Source organism: Qipengyuania sp. GPGPB31 (assembly GCF_038396345.1).
In the GTDB taxonomy this organism is placed as follows: Bacteria; Pseudomonadota; Alphaproteobacteria; order Sphingomonadales; family Sphingomonadaceae; genus Qipengyuania; species Qipengyuania citrea.
Map to the genome: position 1 here is coordinate 599,736 of NZ_CP149572.1, position 15,694 is coordinate 615,429.

Here is a 15,694-nt window from a genome sequence, read left to right on the forward strand (position 1 = left end):
CGCGGACGCGCCAGCCGCTTTTCAGCGTGGTGGAGAAGTGGTGACCCGTACGGGAATCGAACCCGTGTTTCAGCCGTGAAAGGGCCGCGTCCTAACCGCTAGACGAACGGGCCACAAAAGTGGCGCTTTGCGCGGATTGCCATGGCAATACCACCACCGTGGTGACCCGTACGGGAATCGAACCCGTGTTTCAGCCGTGAAAGGGCCGCGTCCTAACCGCTAGACGAACGGGCCACACCCGCGTTGCGGGTCGGTGGCGTGGCGGGCCAATTAGGCGTGGGGCTGCGGGCCGTCAACCCTCCTTCGCACGCAAAAGTATCAATCGGCCCAGGCGGCATCTTCCAGGTGCAGTTCCGCCTGCGGGCGGTTGCCCCAATCGTCGATCTTCACGCGGCCTGCCAGCCACAGGCGGCGGCCGCGCGATCCGTGCAGCAAGGCTTGTCCCATGTCGCTTTCGGCGGCGCGGAAGGCGATGCCCTTGAAGCTCTTGCCATCGTCGCCCGCGGCAATCAGGCGGACGTGATCGGTGCCCACGATATCGCATTTGACCAGCCGTACCGGGCCGACCGCCACCCGCGGCCCGGGCCAGCCGACCCCGTAGGGGCCGGCCTCTTCGAGCGAATTGACCAGCTCGGACGTCAGCCCGCCGGGCGCCACGGCAATATCGAGCGCCATATCGCGCGTGGCGGAGGCGCGGGCGACATGGCCCTCGAGCGTATGGTCGAGCCAGTCAGCCAGCTGGTCTACCTTGTCGGCGTCCACCGTGAGCCCGGCTGCCATGGCATGGCCGCCGCCCGCCACCAGCAGACCTTCGCCGCGCGCACGGATGATGGCAGCGCCAAGGTCCACCCCGCTGATCGAGCGGCCCGATCCCTTTCCGGTATCGCCGTCGAGCGCGATGACCACTGCGGGCTTGCCGGTCTTTTCCTTGATTCGCCCGGCTACGATCCCGATCACTCCGGGGTGCCACCCTTCGCCGGCCACCAGATGCACCGCCCGGCTGTGCTGGGCAGCAATCTGCTGCTCGGCCGCTTCCTGCACTTCGGCCTCGATCGCGCGCCGCTCGTCGTTGAGCGCCGACAATTGCGCGGCGATGGTGCGCGCCTCTTCGGGATCGCGCGTGGTCAGCAACCGCACGCCGAGCGTCGATTCGCCCACGCGGCCGCCGGCGTTGATCCGTGGCCCCAGGGCAAAGCCGAGGTCAGAACAGGCGGGACTGCGCTTGAGCCGGCTGGCATCGATCAGGGCGGACATGCCGATGTTGTCGCGCCGCGCCATCACCTTCAGCCCCTGCGCCACGAAAGCGCGGTTGAGCCCGTGCAATGCAGCGACATCGGCTACCGTGCCCAGCGCCACGACATCGAGCAGCGCAAGCAGATCGGGTTCCTTGCGACCGGCAAAGAAGCCGCGCTGACGCAACGTGCGCACCAGTGCGATACCCAGCAGGAAGGCGACCCCGACTGCGGCGAGGTGGCCATGCGCGGCAGCGTCGTCCTCCTCGTCCAGCCGGTTGGGATTGACCAGCGCGACCGTCTTGGGAAGTTCGGCCGAGCACTTGTGGTGATCGACGACAATCACGTCGATCCCCGCGTCATGCGCCATGGCAAGCGCTTCGTGTGCCATAGCGCCGCAATCGACGGTGACGATCAGGCTCGAACCCGATTGGCCGAGCCGGACCAAGGCTTCGCCCGAGGGACCATAGCCTTCGAGCAGGCGATCCGGAATGTAATAGCCTGCTTCGACCCCGAGGTCGCGCAACAGCCGGATGAGCAGCGCGGAACTGGTCGCGCCATCGACGTCGTAATCGCCATAGATCGTGATCGTTTCGCCTGCGAGTACCGCCTGCGCGATGCGGTCAGCGGCCACGTCCATGTCGCGGAAAAGCGATGGGTCGGGCAGGAAGTTACGCAGGGTGGGCTGCCGGTGGCGTTCGATATCCTCTGCTGCAACCCCGCGCGACAACAGCAGCTGGCGAACGATATCGTCCCCCAGGGTCTGTGATCCGCCGAGTTCCATGTTCCCACCGCGCCAGCGCCATGCGCGGCCCGTGAGGGAGGATGATACGCCGAATACATGTGAAAGGGCCTGCGATGCCATGCGCGGGCAATAGCCTGTGCTTGGGGGCAACGGAAGTTGCGCCGATTGACAATCGACAGCCGCGCGCGATGCTTGGTCCATGTCCACCGGACCGCTTCTGACTATCTGGCACAGCCGCACCGGTACCAGCGAGCAATTGGCGCAGGCTGCACACCAGGCAGCTGGCGCCGATAGCCGCCTGCTGCGCGCGGAAGATGCCGAACCGGAGGATCTTTTGGCAGCGGGCGGATATCTGTTCTGCTGCCCCGAGAACCTCGCGAGCATGAGCGGCGAAATGAAGGAAATGTTCGACCGGTGCTACTATCCCGTCCTCGGAAAGATCGAGGGGCGACCCTACGCGACGGTGATCGCCGCGGGGTCGGACGGGGAGGGGGCCCAGCGGCAGATCGATCGCATCGCCACCGGTTGGCGGCTGAAACGCGTGACCGATCGGTGGATCGTCAACACCGAGGCACAGGAAGCAGAGGCCATTCTTGCTCCGAAGACCGTTGAGCCGGAAGCCCTGGACCGCGCTCGGGATCTGGGTACGGCACTTGCCGAGGGCATCGCCCAAGGTATTTTCTAGGGATCGGGTCCGTTTCGGAGCCATGCCGCCGGATCGGTCTCGACGCAGCGGCTAATTGCGACCACAAGAGCCCGGCATGGCAGCAGGACGGACGGCACGGTGACGGTCGGAGCTTCGAGGACCGGTGCGGCGGGGGCCGGCGCGGCTGGGCTTGTGCTCATGTTCGAGCACGGCCGCCGTCCCGATCGCGCGGCGATAGTTGAAGCGCTGGAATGCTTCCCCCGCGCGTCGATCAGTTTCGATCCCGCTAACGCGGATACGTCGCACCATGTCGCAGCCGAACTCTCGCAAGCGTCCCGCGACACCGACTGGCTCGAACTCCTGCTCGACGGCCTGACCTTCGACTTGCGGGGCCTGGCGCCCGGTCCGGCAATGGTCGCCCCCGAAGTGGCCTACCGGTTCAGCTGCGATGTCGATTGCCTTGCAGGTGCGGAGGCCGTCAGCCTGCGCCCCGGCCCGCATATCGCAGCAGGGGCCCACTCCTTGCCGGTGATGCGGACCTTGCTGGCGCTGGGGGGAACTGGCTGCGCGGCTGCCGGATGTTCGTGTGGTGTGCTGGCCGCCGGCGCGCACTGCGATCGCGCCGAAGTTCTTTACTGGCACGGTCGAAGCGTGGATCGCCGGCGGGGCATTCCCTGCGCTTGGGATGCTGGGTATATATGCCGGTCCGGGCGGCCATCTTCGCACCGAGGGACTGGCCTTCTTCATCGGCTGCGAACTGGCGCTGGCGTCATCCCTTTCGCAGGACCGTGCTGCCGCGACACGGCTTGTTGTCCGCATCGTCCAGGAACTGGTCGGTTATGAATTGCCCGTCGAACCGCTGCGTTTTGTCATCGAGGGGGGAGCGGAACTCGAAATGGTGCCAGACTTGGCCGCTGGCGTGATTCGCATCGATCCCGTCTAGCGGCACGGTGGATCGCGGCACGCACACTGTAGCCCACTTCGCCCGCCCGCACTTGCCCTTCCGTGCGGTCAACCGTTCCGGCACTGCTGAACATGACCCCGCGCTGCAGAAACACCATCTGCTGCCTCGCCAGGCGCTGAACAAGCGATGTTTTACGGGATTGATCGAAACGGTGGGAGCCGATCGGATCGGGTTCGACGATTTTCGCTGCAACGGCCTGCTGCTGCCTGCGCGCGAGGATGCAGCGCTGCGTCTGGCGCTGCCGCTCCATCGCGGGCCGCATCGCCGCTACAACGAAATGGTCATCCAGCGGATGGGACGTATTGAGCGGCGCTGGTCACTTCAGAAGCAGTCGCGCCCGGACGAAGCCGCTGCCGTCGCCCTGATGCGGCTTGCGCTGTTGCAGCGGGCCCTGCGGCGGCGATTGCTGGATGTGCGCAAACCCCTTCGCCTCAACCGGAAAGATCGCCAGGCCGCCCGCGTCGATTTTACCGATCTCGACGCGATGGCGGGCCTCCTGTGGGAAGCGAGCGCGGACTAGGCGGTGGCCTTTGCCAGCGCTTCCTTTGCGGCGATATATTCGCGTTCGAGCCGCGCGACGGTCTCTTCGACGGGAGCGCTCCGGGTGACCGCGCCGATGCCCTGGCCCGAACCCCAGATGTCCTTCCACGCCTTGGCCTTGGAATTGCCGCCGCTGCCGAAATTCATCTTGCTGGGATCGCTTTCGGGCAGGTTGTCGGGATCGAGACCAGCGCTTTCGATGCTCGAGCGCAGGTAATTGCCGTGAACTCCGGTAAACAGGTTCGTATAGACGATGCCTTCGGCGCTGCTGTCGACGATGGCCTTCTTGTAGCCCTCGTCGGCATTCGCCTCGCTCGCGGCGATCCACGGCGAACCGATATAAGCGAAATCCGCGCCCAGTGCCTGCGCGCCAAGGATCGAACGGCCATGTGCAATCGAACCCGAAAGCGCGACCAGGCCGTCGAACCATTCGCGGATTTCCTGCATCAGCGCGAAGGGGCTCAGCACGCCGGCATGACCGCCGGCGCCGGCGGCCACGGGGATCAGGCCGGTGGCGCCCTTTTCGATTGCCTTGCGTGCGAAACGGTCGTTGATCACGTCGTGAAGCGTAATGCCGCCCCAGCCTTCGACCGCGCTGAACACTTCCTCCCGCGCTCCGAGCGAGGTGATGACCAGCGGCACCTGCCATTTTGCACAGGTCGCCATGTCGGCTTCGAGCCGGTCGTTCGATTTGTGGACGATCTGGTTGACCGCATAGGGGGCTGCGGGACGATCGGGATTATCGCGGTTATGCGCCGCCAGTTCTTCGGTGATCTGGTGCAGCCACTCATCGACCTGGCTTTGCGGCCGCGCGTTGAGCGCGGGGAAACTGCCGACGATCCCCGCCTTGCATTGCGCGATGACCAGTTCGGGCCCGGAAACGATGAACAGCGGCGACCCGATGACGGGGAGGCGCAGCTTGTCGAAGGGGGCGGGCAGGGGCATGGCGGGCAAATTCCTCTCATTAGTCGCTAGGCGAGTGGCGTATGGTGCGTTCACCCGCTTGTCGAGAGTGACGTTACGTAAACGTCAAGCTGCGGCGGACGGCAGCTCGAGCACGTGTTCGATGTCGTAGATACGCGCCGCAGTGCCAGCGAAAAGCGCGCGCTTTTCCGCCGGGCTGTGCTTTGCTGCCAGTCGCTTGAAGGCGTTCCACAGCACGGGGTAGGTCGCCCCCCAGCGATCGACCGGATAATTCGATTCGAACATCGCCCGATCGGGTCCGAACGCCTCGATGCAGGTTTCGATATACGGTCGCCATAGGCCGGCCAGGTGTTCCGATCCATAGCCCTTGTCGGGACCTTCTTCGGGCAGTCCGCAAAAAGCCATTGCCAGCCCGCCAAGCTTCACCGCGACATTGGGACATTCGGCAAGCGCGTGGATCGATTTGCGCCAAGTGTCGAACCGTTCGTGCAGCTTGCCTTGATAGCAGGCAATCCCCAGCGGGGTGCCGCAATGGTCGAGCACTATCTGCTGGTGGGGAAAGGCCCGCGCGAGATCGATGAGGTCGCCTAGTTGCGGTTCGAGCAACCAGGCATCGAACGTCAGATTATGCTCGGCATAGGCGGCAAACCCAGCCCGGAACGCGTCCGACCCATACAGACCTTCGGGGGCGTGGAACGGCGGACCTAGTACTTCGGGATCGGCATCCCAGGCAGCGGCATGGCGGATGCCCTTGAAGCGCCCGTTGCCCGCCGCGATTAGCGCTTCGAGCACCGGCCTGACACCATCGCCAAGGGTCAGGTCGGCATGGCCTACGATCCCGGCACAGGGCCGATAATCGCCGTACAAGCCGCTGGCCCCTTGTGCCGCCACACCATTGACGAATTCGACTTCGCCGACGGGTTTCATCGCTTCGTCGCGGCTGGCATCGTAGAAGGCGCCGCATTCCATGAACACCGTGCCCACGACATTGTGGCCGGAGTGCGTATCGGCGTAAAGTTGGTCGAAGGTATAATAGGCGGCACCCGAGATCGCTTCGATGAAAGCATGCCGCGGTTCGGGGAATGCCCCGACCAGCGGCCGCAGGTCCCACAGGTGATGGTGCGGATCGATGATCGGCAGTTCGGGTTCGAGAATATCTTCGGTCACTGGCTGCGCTCCCCCCTTCGGCTGCCTTCGGCCTCTCCCGGTGATGGAACACAGGTCCGCCCTTTCTGACAAGCGAAAAGGATGCGCGGGAAGGGTGGCCTCATGCCTTGGGCGCTGCCGTTTGCCGTCACGCTGTCCGCGCACGGATATCTACGCGTTGCTACGGGGCAACCCGCAGCCAAATCCTTTCAGGCCGTTAACCTCCCCGGTCTACCGCGCCACCATGGGAACGGTTGCTCCATGACGCATCCAGCGATGCGGATCGCCTTGTACGGGGCGCTGTTCTTCGTGGTCACGTCGGCCACGATCTTCTGGACCCGTTTCGCCGGCGGTCTCGCGCTGGTCTGGGTGGGATCCGCACTGGCTGCAGCCCTGTTCCTGACCCTGCCCCGCGTCCACCACCTCGGAGCTTTTGCGATCCTCATGGGCCTGAGCACGGCGGCGACGGCGCTGTTCGGTTTCGGACCGGCCTGGGCGCTCCCGCTGGCAGTGGCGAATATCTTCGAAGGCTGGTTCATCGCGTGGCTGCTGGTGCGCTGGAGGCCAGAGCGCGATTTTATCGAAAGCGAAGGCGGCGTCGCCTCGCTCGGGTTCTGGGCCGGTTTTGTCGGACCCCTTCCTAGTGCGATCGTGGGCGGGTTGATGGCGGTCCAGATCGTCGGCGGAACGTGGCTGTTCCATGCGTTTTCCTGGTGGGTCGGGCACGGACTTGGCACCTTGCTGGTGCTTCCGCTGGCCTTGCTCTTGCAGTCCTATCGCAGGGAAGACTTCGCTAATATGCGCGATCGCGCACGGGTTCTGGCCTTTGCGGGCGTGGTAAGCCTCACCGCGCTGGTCTCGGGCTTTGCGTTTCACCAGTCTGCCGTGCCGCTGCTGTTCCTGCCCATCGTACCACTCGTTTTCGTCAGTTTCCGGTTTCGCCGGTTCGGCGCCGCTATCGCGGTGCTGGTGATTTCCGTCGCGGCGGCGTTCTCTCTGGGAATGGGAACCGGGGTCTTCGCCGAACTTGCCATGCCACTGTGGCAGAAGGCGCTGTTCCTGCAGTTCTATCTCGCGACATTGTTGCTGATTGCTTTTCCGATGGCCGTCATAATCCAGCAACGTCAGCGGATCCTCGACGAACTCGGTGATCGCGAGGCGATGCAGCGCCTGATCGCCGACCATTCGGACGACGCCCTGCTACACCTCGACAGCAGTGGAACCATCCGTTTCGCGTCACCGGCTTCGACCCGGTTGAGCGGTCGCGGCAGCGTGGAACAGCTGCACCTTGCGGCATTTTTCAGCGAGTTCGATCGTAAGAAGGTCGACCGCGCGCTCGATAAAGCCAGCCGCCATCCGGGCCGGACCGAAATACTCGAGCGGTCGGTGGGGCGGGGCGGGAAGACCCGCTGGCTTGAGGCAAAGCTGCGTGCAGTGGAAACCTCGGGTCGGAAAGTATGCGGCTTCGTGGTCACGATCCGTGACATTACCGCACGCAAGCTCGAGGAGCTGGAGATGACGCGCGAAGCACGGACCGATACGCTCACCGGCTTGCCCAACCGCCGCGCATTCCTCGATATCCTCGAGAGACGGTTGGACGTTGCCGATCAGGAGCCGTTCGGATTGGCATTCGTCGATCTCGACCATTTCAAGCAGGTCAACGATACCCACGGGCATGCCATCGGTGACAAGGTGCTTAGCGAAGTCGGCGCGATCATGAACGGCATGGCGTCCGATACGTTCTTCTTCGCACGGCTGGGGGGCGAGGAATTCGCCATCATCGTGAAGCGCCCGCTGGCAGAAGCAGCGGCAGACATCTGCGAACGCCTGCGTCTGGCAATCGAGAAACACCCCATGGCCGACAGCGATGGCAAGGCTTTTACCGTCACCGCGAGCCTCGGTTTCGCCATGATCAGCGAAAGCTGCAACGCGTCGATGGCGCTGCAGGCCGCGGACGCCCCGCTCTATCTTGCCAAGGCGTCGGGCCGCAACCGCACCTGCCGGGCGCAGGGCTTCGGACGACTTACCAGAGGCGGAGCACCAATCGAACAGGCGCGGATCGCCGTCGCCGGCTAGGCTGCGTCCATCGCCGAATTCGCTGCGCTGAGCACGGCTCTGACGCTTGCCGTCGCGACATCTTCGTCGACCCCGCAGCCCCAGATGGTCCGCCCGGCGGCGTCCCGGCATTCGAGATAGGCGGCAGCGCGGCTGTCCCGTCCGGCAGTCAGTGCATGTTCGGTGTAGTCGACCACTTCCAGGCTGAGTCCGAAAGCGTCCTCGAGCGTGGTCAGGACCGACGAGATCAGGCCGTTGCCGCGGCCTGAAACGGTCTGTTCCTGTCCAGCAACCGCGATGGTTCCGGTGAACAGCCGGGTACCATCGCTGCCGCGCCGTTCCTCGTAATCGACCAACTGGAAATGCTTGTCGGCGGTCTGGACATGGTAGGCCGCCTTGAACGCTTCCCAGATGTCGGTTGCATTGAGCTCGCGACCGACCTTGTCTGCCATCCCCTGCACATGCGGACTGAAATCGGCCTGCATTTTCTTGGGCAGCTTGAGCCCCTGGTCCTGTTCCAGCACCCAGGCGAAGCCGCCCTTGCCGGATTGCGAATTGACCCGGATCACCGCTTCGTAGCTGCGCCCCAGATCGGCCGGGTCGATTGGCAGGTAGGGTACGCGCCAATGCGGATCGTTCTGCGTCTCGAGCGCCGAAAATCCCTTCTTGATCGCATCCTGGTGGCTACCTGAAAAGGCGGTGTAGACCAGTTCGCCACCATAGGGGTGCCGCTGGTGGACCGGCAGTTCGTTGCAATATTCCACCGTCTCGATCACGCGGTCGATGTCGGAGAAATCGAGCTGCGGATCGACGCCCTGCGTGTACATGTTGAGCGCCATCGTCACCAGGCAGCAATTGCCCGTGCGTTCGCCATTGCCGAAGAGGCAGCCTTCGACGCGGTCGGCACCGGCCATCAAAGCCAGTTCCGCCGCGGCCACGCCGGTGCCGCGGTCATTATGCGTGTGCAGGCTGATCACCGCGCTGTCGCGAGCGGGCAGGTTGCCGACGAAGTATTCAACCTGATCGGCATAGATATTGGGGGTCGCCGCCTCGACCGTCGCGGGCAGGTTGAGGATGATCGGGTGTTCGGGAGTGGGCGCCAGCACCTCCATCACCGCTTCGCAGACCTCGAGGCTGAAATCGAGTTCGGCAGTCGAGAAGGTTTCGGGGCTGTACTGGAAATGCCACGCGGTGTCGGGTTGCCTGGCCGCTTCGTCGCGCATGATCTTGGCGCCATGCACTGCAATGTCGCGGACCTGCTCCTTGCTCATCCCGAACACCACTTCGCGCCAGGCGGGGCTGACGGCATTGTAGAGATGGACGATCGCCTGCTTGGCCCCTCCAAGGCTGGCAAAGCTCGTCCGGATCAGGTCTTCACGGCTTTGGGTGAGGACCTGCACCAGCACGTCGTCGGGTACGCGCCCGTCGCGAACCAGGCCCGAGATGAAGTCAAACTCGGTGGCACCGGCGCTGGGGAAACCGACTTCGATTTCCTTCACCCCGATTTCGACGAGGAGGTCGAAGAAGCGACCCTTCTTGTGCGCATCCATCGGATCGACAATTGCCTGGTTGCCATCGCGCAGATCGGTCGACAGCCAGCGCGGCGCCGCGGTGATGGTGCGCGTGGGCCACCGGCGTTCGGCAAGCGGTACCTGCGGGAAGGGCGAATATTTGACGCTCGGGTCGCGGAGCATGGACATCGGGGAAACTCGGTATCTGCGAAAGTGTAGGGTGGCGGTCGGTCCCTTGGGCGCTCAGCGCACCGGGAAAGGCACGCCAGATATCACGCCCAAGGGCGAGTAAGTCGCAGGATAATTAGGCCGAGTGCATTCGTCATACCACGGCGTATGCGAAAGCCAGCCGGGGTTGTAAAGCAAAACAGTCTTGGGCATCGCGAGAAATTATATTTCACGGTAGATGGGAGAGAGCATGGCCGAGGGGCATTCGCTTAACGAGACACTTGGTTTGATACGGGTCGTGTCGACTGACGCCGAGGGACATGCGAGGCTGGAATACGAAGCCAAGCAGGCGCAGTGCCATTCGGGCGGGGTTGTGCAGGGCGGCTTCATCAGTGGCTGGATCGACGCGGCCATGGCGCATGCGGCAATGGCCAGGAACGGCCCCGGCATTGTCCCGATGACGCTGGAACTCAAGGTCAGCTATTTCGCCCCGACGCGCCCCGGGCTCGTCATCGCAGAAGCCTGGGTCGAACGGCATGGCAAGCGGACCAGCTTCTACGAAGGCCATTTGAAGGACGCGGCAGGGACCGTCCTCGCCAAGGCGACGAGCACGATATTGCTGGCCGATATGAACCGAGTGGTCGCCGCATCGAAAAAAGCGACGGAGGACGCGTAGCCATGAACGCGATCAGGCCGTTCACGCTCGACATTCCCGAGGCGGATCTAGCGGATTTGGCAGCGCGCCTCGATCGCACGCGCTGGCCCGAAGCGGCAACGGTCGACGACTGGACGCAGGGCACACCGCTTGCCGCGCTTGGGGAGCTTATCGCCTATTGGCGGACCGGTTACGACTGGCGGCGATGCGAGGCGCGGCTGAATGCGGTCGGGCAGTTCGTCACCGAGATCGATGGGCTGGATATCCACTTCCTGCACAAGCCCTCGTCGCGCTCCGACGCCGTGCCGCTGTTGCTGACGCATGGCTGGCCCGGTTCGGTGGTCGAATTCCTCGGCGTGATCGACGAATTGACCGAGCCGACTGTGGCAGACACGCAGGCGTTCCATGTCATCGCCCCGTCGCTGCCCGGCTACGGCTTTTCCGCCAAGCCCGGGGCTACGGGATGGGGGGTGGAACGGATCGCGCAGGCCTGGACCGAATTGATGCAGAGGTTGGAATACCGGCGCTGGATGGCGCAGGGCGGGGACTGGGGCGCGGCAGTCACGATGGCGATCGGGCAACTGGCCCCGTCCGAGTGCAGGGGCATCCACCTCAACATGCCAATCGGCCGTCCGGGACCTGATGACATGCAGAGCAAGGACCCCAAGGTGCTCAAGGCGCTGCAGCGCCTCGGGTTCTATCAGGAATGGGATTCGGGCTATTCCAAGCAGCAAAGCACGCGTCCGCAGACGATCGGCTATGGCCTGGTGGATTCGCCCTCCGCGTTGGCGGCATGGATGCTCGAGAAAGTGCACTACTGGACCGATAACCAGGGTTCGGCCTGGGATGTGCTGACGATGGACCAGGTGCTCGACGACGTCATGCTCTACTGGCTGCCGGCTACGGGCGCCTCCGCGGCCCGGCTCTACTGGGAAAGCTTTGGCAAGTTCGGCGACGGCACGGTGAGCATACCTGCGGGGGCGAGCGCCTTTCCCGGAGAGATCCTGCCCGCGCCACGCGAGTGGGTTGAGCGAACGCTCACCAATCTCGTTTACTGGAACGATTTGGACAAGGGCGGGCATTTTGCCGCGTGGGAGCAGCCGGAACTGTTCGTGAGCGAGCTGCGCGCCTGTGTGGCCGCCATGCCGTGATCGCCGCTGAACCGATACTTAGCGCCGACGCAAGCGGTCGGGCGCAAGCTGGTCGATCGAAGTCACGCCCATGAGCCGCATGCCGCGTTCGATTTCTTCTTTCAGGATCTGCACCGCCCGTTCGACCCCGTCCTGCCCCGCAGCGGCAAGCGCATAGAGATACAGCCGCCCGCCCGAGGTGGCTGTCGCCCCCGCGGACAGGCTCTTGAGGACATGCGTGCCGCGGCGCACACCACCATCGAGAATGATCTCGATCTCGCCATCCACGGCCTCGACGATCTCCCTTAGCTGGTCGAAGGGCGCGCGGCTGCCGTCGAGCTGGCGTCCGCCATGGTTGGAAATCCAGATAGCATCGGCACCGATCTCGACCGCTTTCCGCGCATCGCCCGCGCTCATGATACCCTTGAGGGCGAAAGTCCCGCCCCAATCCTGCCGGATGCGCGCCGCGGTATCCCAATCCATGTTCGTATCGAGCATGGTGTTGAAATAGTCCTGGATGCTGACTGCCTTGCCGCTGCCTTCTTCGACATGTCCATCGAGGTTGGGCAGCCGAAACTTCGGACCGAACACGTAATCGAGCGTCCAGCGGGGGCGCGTGGCGTAGCTCCAGAGCGAGGATGCGCTGAAGCGGGGCGGGGTGGTGAAGCCCGAACGCAAGCAGCGTTCGCGCTTGCCCGATACTATGGTGTCGACCGTCAGCGCGAGGGCATCGAAGCCCGCTGCCTGGCAGCGTTCGATCATGCTGGCGTTGAGTCCCTGGTCCTTGTGAACGTATAGCTGGAACAGCTTGGGTCCGTCGGTCAGCGCCGCGATGTCTTCGATCGAGTGCGTGGCCAGGCTGGAAATGCCGAACCATATGCCGAACCGGGCCGCCGCTTGCGCGACGGCCCGTTCACCGTCGCGGTGAAAGGCGCGCTGCAACGCGGTCGGGCTGAGGACCAGCGGCAACGCGCTGTGGCGGCCCATGATCTGGCATGAGGTGTCGATTTGACCGACGCCCGCGAGCACGTCCGGCACGAGATCCACCGTATCGAACGCGCTGGTGTTGCGCGCCTTGGTCACCTCGTCATCGGCAGCCCCGTCGATATAGTCGAACACGGGCCACGGCAGCCGCTGTTTCGCGAGCCGGCGGAAATCATCGATATTGTGGCAGTATGACAAGCGCATGGGGAGGACCGTGGCCGCTCGCCATGCGCTTGTCGAGTGGGGTTCAGTCGCGTTCGAAAGCCGCGCTGATTTCCAGGTCGACCATGTTGTCGACCAGTGGGGCGGCGTAGCTGATCCCCCAGTCGGTACGATCGATCTGCGCACGTGCGTGGAAGCCGACGGTCTGTGCTTCGCTCATCGGATTCTGTCCGGCGCCAGTGAATTCCACCAGCATGGTAACCGGGCCGGTCTGGCCGTTCATCGTCAACATTCCGCTGGCGACCGCGGTGGTTTCACCGGTCCGCCGGACCGAGGTTGAAACGAACCGCGCCGCTTCAGGTTCGGGGCCGAAGAAGTCGGGGGCCGCGCCATCCTTGCCCGGGCGCAGCAGATGGTCGCGCAGACCTTCGCTGGGCACCGATACACTGGTGATCGGAACCGTGATGTCGAACTGCGTCGCGTCGATATCGGCTGGGTCGAGCGTCATCGTGCCGTCGATCTGGCCAAACAGTCCGAAGTAGTCGTTGAAGCCGAAGTGACCGACCTGCCAGCTGACCAGCGTGTGCGATGGATCGAGCGAATAGCTACCGGCGGCGACCCGGCTGACGTCGACGACGCCCGGGATCTGCGGCTGATCCTGCGCGGATATCGCAGTGACGGCCAGCGATCCGCTGCCTGCAAGCGCAAGGGCGAGGAAAGATGTCTTCATGGTCGGCCTCCTGTTGAACCTCACTGAAGAATGCCCCGCGCCAGTAACGCGTTCCCGGAGTGTGCCGGGCCGGTCGGCTGCGGTGCACACCACAACGGGTCGGTGAACGGCATCCATTGGCCGGGATCTGACCAATGGATGCCGATAGCAAGTGTCAGTTCTTGTCCTTGTCGACCAGCTTGTTCGCGCCGATCCAGGGCATCATCGCGCGAAGCTGGGCGCCGGTCTTTTCGATCGGATGCGCCGCGGCGGCCTTGCGGCTGGCCTTCAGTTCGGGCTGGCCGGCCTGGTTGTCGAGCACGAAGTCCTTGACGAACCGCCCCGACTGGATGTCCTTCAGCACGCGCTTCATCTCGGCCTTGGTCTCTTCGGTGATGATGCGCGGACCGGTCTTGATGTCGCCATACTCGGCCGTGTTCGAGATCGAATAGCGCATGTTGGCGATCCCGCCTTCATACAGCAGGTCGACGATCAGCTTGGTTTCGTGGAGGCATTCGAAATAGGCCATCTCGGGCGCATATCCGGCTTCGACCAGCGTTTCGAAGCCGGCCTGGATCAGATGGGTGACCCCGCCGCACAGCACGGCCTGTTCACCGAACAGATCGGTTTCGCACTCTTCCTTGAAATCGGTTTCGATGATGCCCGACCGGCCGCCGCCAACCGCACTCGCATAGGACAAGGCCAGCTGCTTGGCGAAGCCGTTGCCGCCCGACTGGCTCGATTCCTGGTGCACCGCGATGAGGCAGGGTACGCCGCCGCCCTTGATGTATTCGCCGCGCACCGTGTGACCCGGCCCCTTGGGCGCGATCATGATGACGTCGACGTCGGCGGGCGGGTCGATCAGCCCGAAATGGATGTTGAGACCGTGCGCGAAGGCAAGCGCAGTACCCGGGCGCATCCGGCCGGCGACTTCGTTGGCGTAGATCGCTGCCTGGTGTTCATCGGGCGCGAGGATCATCAGCACGTCGGCCCATTCGGCGGCTTCGGCAACGGTCTTAACCGTAAAGCCCGCACCTTCGGCCTTCTTCGCGCTGGGGGAGCCATCGCGCAGCGCAATGGCGAGTTCGCCCACACCGCTATCGCGCAGGTTCTGCGCGTGGGCATGGCCCTGGCTGCCATAGCCGACGATTGCGACCTTCTTGTCCTTGATCAGCTGCTGGTCGCAATCGGCATCGTAATAGACTTGCATTTTCTTCCCTCGCGTCGCCCCCGCTAAGGCAGGGGCCCAGAATTGGTCGCCGGCTGGCGATAGGTTGGATAGGCTCCCGCCTGAGCAGGAGCGACGAAATTCATTCGATCAGTTCGGCTCGGGCCCGCGGACCATTCCCACGATTCCCGAACGCCCCACTTCAACAAGCCCGAGCTCGCGCATCAGCGCGATGAAACTGTCGATTTTCTCGGGCGAGCCGGTCAGTTCGAAGACGAAACTGGAGGTTGTGGTGTCGACCACATTGGCGCGGAACAGTTCGGCGATGCGCAGCGCCTCGACGCGATTGTCGCCTTTCCCGGCGACCTTGATGAGCGCCAGTTCGCGTTCGACATGCCCGCCCGATTCGGTGAGGTCGATCACTTTGTGGACCGGCACCAGCCGTTCGAGCTGGGCGCGGATCTGGTCGATCACCGGCTCGGGACCGCGCGTGACGATCGTGATACGACTGATCGCGTGATCTTCCGAAATGTCGGCCACCGTCAGGCTGTCGATGTTGTAGCCGCGCGCGGTGAACATCCCCGTGATCTTGGCGAGAATGCCCGGCTCGTTGTCGACGATGACGTTGAGGACGTGCCGTTCGGCCGCCTGCTGGGCAATCTTCATTGTGCGCGGTCCTGCCAGACGGGTTCGAACATCCGCCCTTCGCCGTCATATTCCGACAGGAAGACGCGGCCCATGCGGATGGCCTCGAAATTCTCGGTCTGGCGCGACAGGTCGAGCGAGTCCGCCAGCAGGGTCCAGGTTCCGTCGTCCTGCTTCTGCGCGACCTCGAGCCCGATGAACCGGTGTCCGCAGTCCTCGACCCAGTCAAGCAGTGCTTCGGCATCCTTGCGGGCAAACCAGTTGCGCCGTTCGGCACGCGCTTCGAAGCGGTTCGGGAAATTCGCCATCA

Annotated in this window: 15 protein-coding genes and 2 tRNA genes; 6 read left to right on the plus strand and 11 right to left on the minus strand. The window is 64.0% G+C overall.

The genetic code is table 11. The features are described 5' to 3' along the window. Positions 1-38: 38 nt before the first annotated feature. The 3 genes from WKH79_RS03105 to recJ all read right to left on the minus strand — a co-directional run bounded on the left by WKH79_RS03105 (position 39) and on the right by recJ (position 2,097). A tRNA-Glu gene (locus WKH79_RS03105) sits at positions 39-113 on the minus strand. A gap of 46 nt (positions 114-159) precedes the next feature. After that, positions 160-234, minus strand: a tRNA-Glu gene (locus WKH79_RS03110). Positions 235-318: 84 nt separating this feature from the next. Further along, positions 319-2,097, minus strand: coding sequence for a single-stranded-DNA-specific exonuclease RecJ (gene recJ, locus WKH79_RS03115; protein WP_341859576.1), 1,779 nt, complete (start codon positions 2,095-2,097; stop codon positions 319-321). 79 nt (positions 2,098-2,176) lie between these two features. On the opposite strand from recJ, the gene WKH79_RS03120 reads away from it, so the two are divergent. The 3 genes from WKH79_RS03120 (at position 2,177) to WKH79_RS03130 (ending at position 4,107) form a co-directional block, all read left to right on the plus strand. Further along, positions 2,177-2,662 carry an NAD(P)H-dependent oxidoreductase gene (locus WKH79_RS03120; RefSeq protein ID WP_341859577.1) on the plus strand — a complete coding sequence of 162 codons (486 nt, stop codon included), beginning with the start codon at positions 2,177-2,179 and terminating at the stop codon, positions 2,660-2,662. A 550-nt stretch (positions 2,663-3,212) separates the two neighbouring features. Continuing rightward, positions 3,213-3,566, plus strand: a complete 354-nt coding sequence (locus tag WKH79_RS03125; RefSeq protein ID WP_341859578.1) for a hypothetical protein — start codon at positions 3,213-3,215, stop codon at positions 3,564-3,566. A 7-nt stretch (positions 3,567-3,573) separates the two neighbouring features. Beyond that, positions 3,574-4,107, plus strand: a complete 534-nt coding sequence (locus WKH79_RS03130; RefSeq protein WP_228135268.1) for an AHH domain-containing protein — start codon at positions 3,574-3,576, stop codon at positions 4,105-4,107. Here the strand turns inward: WKH79_RS03130 and WKH79_RS03135 are convergent. Together WKH79_RS03135 and WKH79_RS03140 are read right to left on the minus strand one after the other, a co-directional pair. After that, complete coding sequence (locus tag WKH79_RS03135) at positions 4,104-5,072, minus strand: nitronate monooxygenase family protein (protein WP_063513070.1); 969 nt, start codon at positions 5,070-5,072, stop codon at positions 4,104-4,106. The genes WKH79_RS03130 and WKH79_RS03135 overlap by 4 nt on opposite strands. 84 nt (positions 5,073-5,156) lie before the next feature. Further along, a complete protein-coding gene (locus WKH79_RS03140; RefSeq protein ID WP_341859579.1) occupies positions 5,157-6,218 on the minus strand; it encodes an amidohydrolase family protein in 1,062 nt (353 codons plus the stop codon). Positions 6,219-6,458: 240 nt separating this feature from the next. Here WKH79_RS03140 and WKH79_RS03145 point away from each other — a divergent pair, with 240 nt between their 5' ends. Continuing rightward, the gene (locus WKH79_RS03145) at positions 6,459-8,273 is read left to right on the plus strand and encodes a diguanylate cyclase (RefSeq protein WP_341859580.1); all 1,815 of its coding nucleotides are present in this window, start codon (positions 6,459-6,461) and stop codon (positions 8,271-8,273) included. Here the strand turns inward: WKH79_RS03145 and leuA are convergent. After that, positions 8,270-9,952 carry a 2-isopropylmalate synthase gene (gene leuA / locus WKH79_RS03150; protein ID WP_341859581.1) on the minus strand — a complete coding sequence of 561 codons (1,683 nt, stop codon included), beginning with the start codon at positions 9,950-9,952 and terminating at the stop codon, positions 8,270-8,272. The two genes, WKH79_RS03145 and leuA, sit on opposite strands and share 4 nt — an antisense overlap. Before the next feature lie 229 nt (positions 9,953-10,181). Between leuA and WKH79_RS03155 the strand changes: the two genes are divergently transcribed. Next, positions 10,182-10,607 carry a PaaI family thioesterase gene (locus WKH79_RS03155; RefSeq protein ID WP_269062225.1) on the plus strand — a complete coding sequence of 142 codons (426 nt, stop codon included), beginning with the start codon at positions 10,182-10,184 and terminating at the stop codon, positions 10,605-10,607. Between the two features lie 2 nt (positions 10,608-10,609). Then, positions 10,610-11,737, plus strand: a complete 1,128-nt coding sequence (locus WKH79_RS03160; protein ID WP_341859582.1) for an epoxide hydrolase family protein — start codon at positions 10,610-10,612, stop codon at positions 11,735-11,737. A gap of 18 nt (positions 11,738-11,755) precedes the next feature. Here the strand turns inward: WKH79_RS03160 and WKH79_RS03165 are convergent, their stop codons facing one another. The 5 genes from WKH79_RS03165 to WKH79_RS03185 all read right to left on the minus strand — a co-directional run bounded on the left by WKH79_RS03165 (position 11,756) and on the right by WKH79_RS03185 (position 15,692). Next, complete coding sequence (locus WKH79_RS03165) at positions 11,756-12,904, minus strand: alpha-hydroxy acid oxidase (RefSeq protein WP_341859583.1); 1,149 nt, start codon at positions 12,902-12,904, stop codon at positions 11,756-11,758. A gap of 43 nt (positions 12,905-12,947) precedes the next feature. Further along, entirely contained in the window at positions 12,948-13,592 is a 645-nt protein-coding gene (locus WKH79_RS03170) for a YceI family protein (RefSeq protein ID WP_341859584.1), read from the minus strand. Positions 13,593-13,746: 154 nt separating this feature from the next. Next, on the minus strand, positions 13,747-14,781 hold the full coding sequence (gene ilvC / locus WKH79_RS03175; RefSeq protein WP_341859585.1) for a ketol-acid reductoisomerase: 1,035 nt from the start codon (positions 14,779-14,781) through the stop codon (positions 13,747-13,749). 108 nt (positions 14,782-14,889) lie between these two features. Continuing rightward, positions 14,890-15,405, minus strand: a complete 516-nt coding sequence (gene ilvN / locus WKH79_RS03180; protein WP_050600645.1) for an acetolactate synthase small subunit — start codon at positions 15,403-15,405, stop codon at positions 14,890-14,892. Beyond that, positions 15,402-15,692, minus strand: a complete 291-nt coding sequence (locus WKH79_RS03185; protein ID WP_156494364.1) for a hypothetical protein — start codon at positions 15,690-15,692, stop codon at positions 15,402-15,404. The genes ilvN and WKH79_RS03185 overlap by 4 nt, the downstream gene beginning before the upstream one ends. Positions 15,693-15,694 lie beyond the last annotated feature (2 nt).

Excerpts from the sequence above, each read along its gene's own strand:
- WKH79_RS03135 (WP_063513070.1), bottom strand. The coding sequence starts at position 5,072 with ATGCCCCTGCCCGCCCCCTTCGACAAGCTGCGCCTCCCCGTCATCGGG.
- WKH79_RS03165 (WP_341859583.1), bottom strand. The coding sequence starts at position 12,904 with ATGCGCTTGTCATACTGCCACAATATCGATGATTTCCGCCGGCTCGCG.
- recJ (WP_341859576.1), bottom strand. The coding sequence starts at position 2,097 with ATGGCATCGCAGGCCCTTTCACATGTATTCGGCGTATCATCCTCCCTC.
- ilvC (WP_341859585.1), bottom strand. The coding sequence starts at position 14,781 with ATGCAAGTCTATTACGATGCCGATTGCGACCAGCAGCTGATCAAGGAC.
- WKH79_RS03185 (WP_156494364.1), bottom strand. The coding sequence starts at position 15,692 with ATGGCGAATTTCCCGAACCGCTTCGAAGCGCGTGCCGAACGGCGCAAC.
- leuA (WP_341859581.1), bottom strand. The coding sequence starts at position 9,952 with ATGTCCATGCTCCGCGACCCGAGCGTCAAATATTCGCCCTTCCCGCAG.
- ilvN (WP_050600645.1), bottom strand. The coding sequence starts at position 15,405 with ATGAAGATTGCCCAGCAGGCGGCCGAACGGCACGTCCTCAACGTCATC.
- WKH79_RS03145 (WP_341859580.1), top strand. The coding sequence starts at position 6,459 with ATGACGCATCCAGCGATGCGGATCGCCTTGTACGGGGCGCTGTTCTTC.
- WKH79_RS03155 (WP_269062225.1), top strand. The coding sequence starts at position 10,182 with ATGGCCGAGGGGCATTCGCTTAACGAGACACTTGGTTTGATACGGGTC.
- WKH79_RS03170 (WP_341859584.1), bottom strand. The coding sequence starts at position 13,592 with ATGAAGACATCTTTCCTCGCCCTTGCGCTTGCAGGCAGCGGATCGCTG.
- WKH79_RS03120 (WP_341859577.1), top strand. The coding sequence starts at position 2,177 with ATGTCCACCGGACCGCTTCTGACTATCTGGCACAGCCGCACCGGTACC.
- WKH79_RS03160 (WP_341859582.1), top strand. The coding sequence starts at position 10,610 with ATGAACGCGATCAGGCCGTTCACGCTCGACATTCCCGAGGCGGATCTA.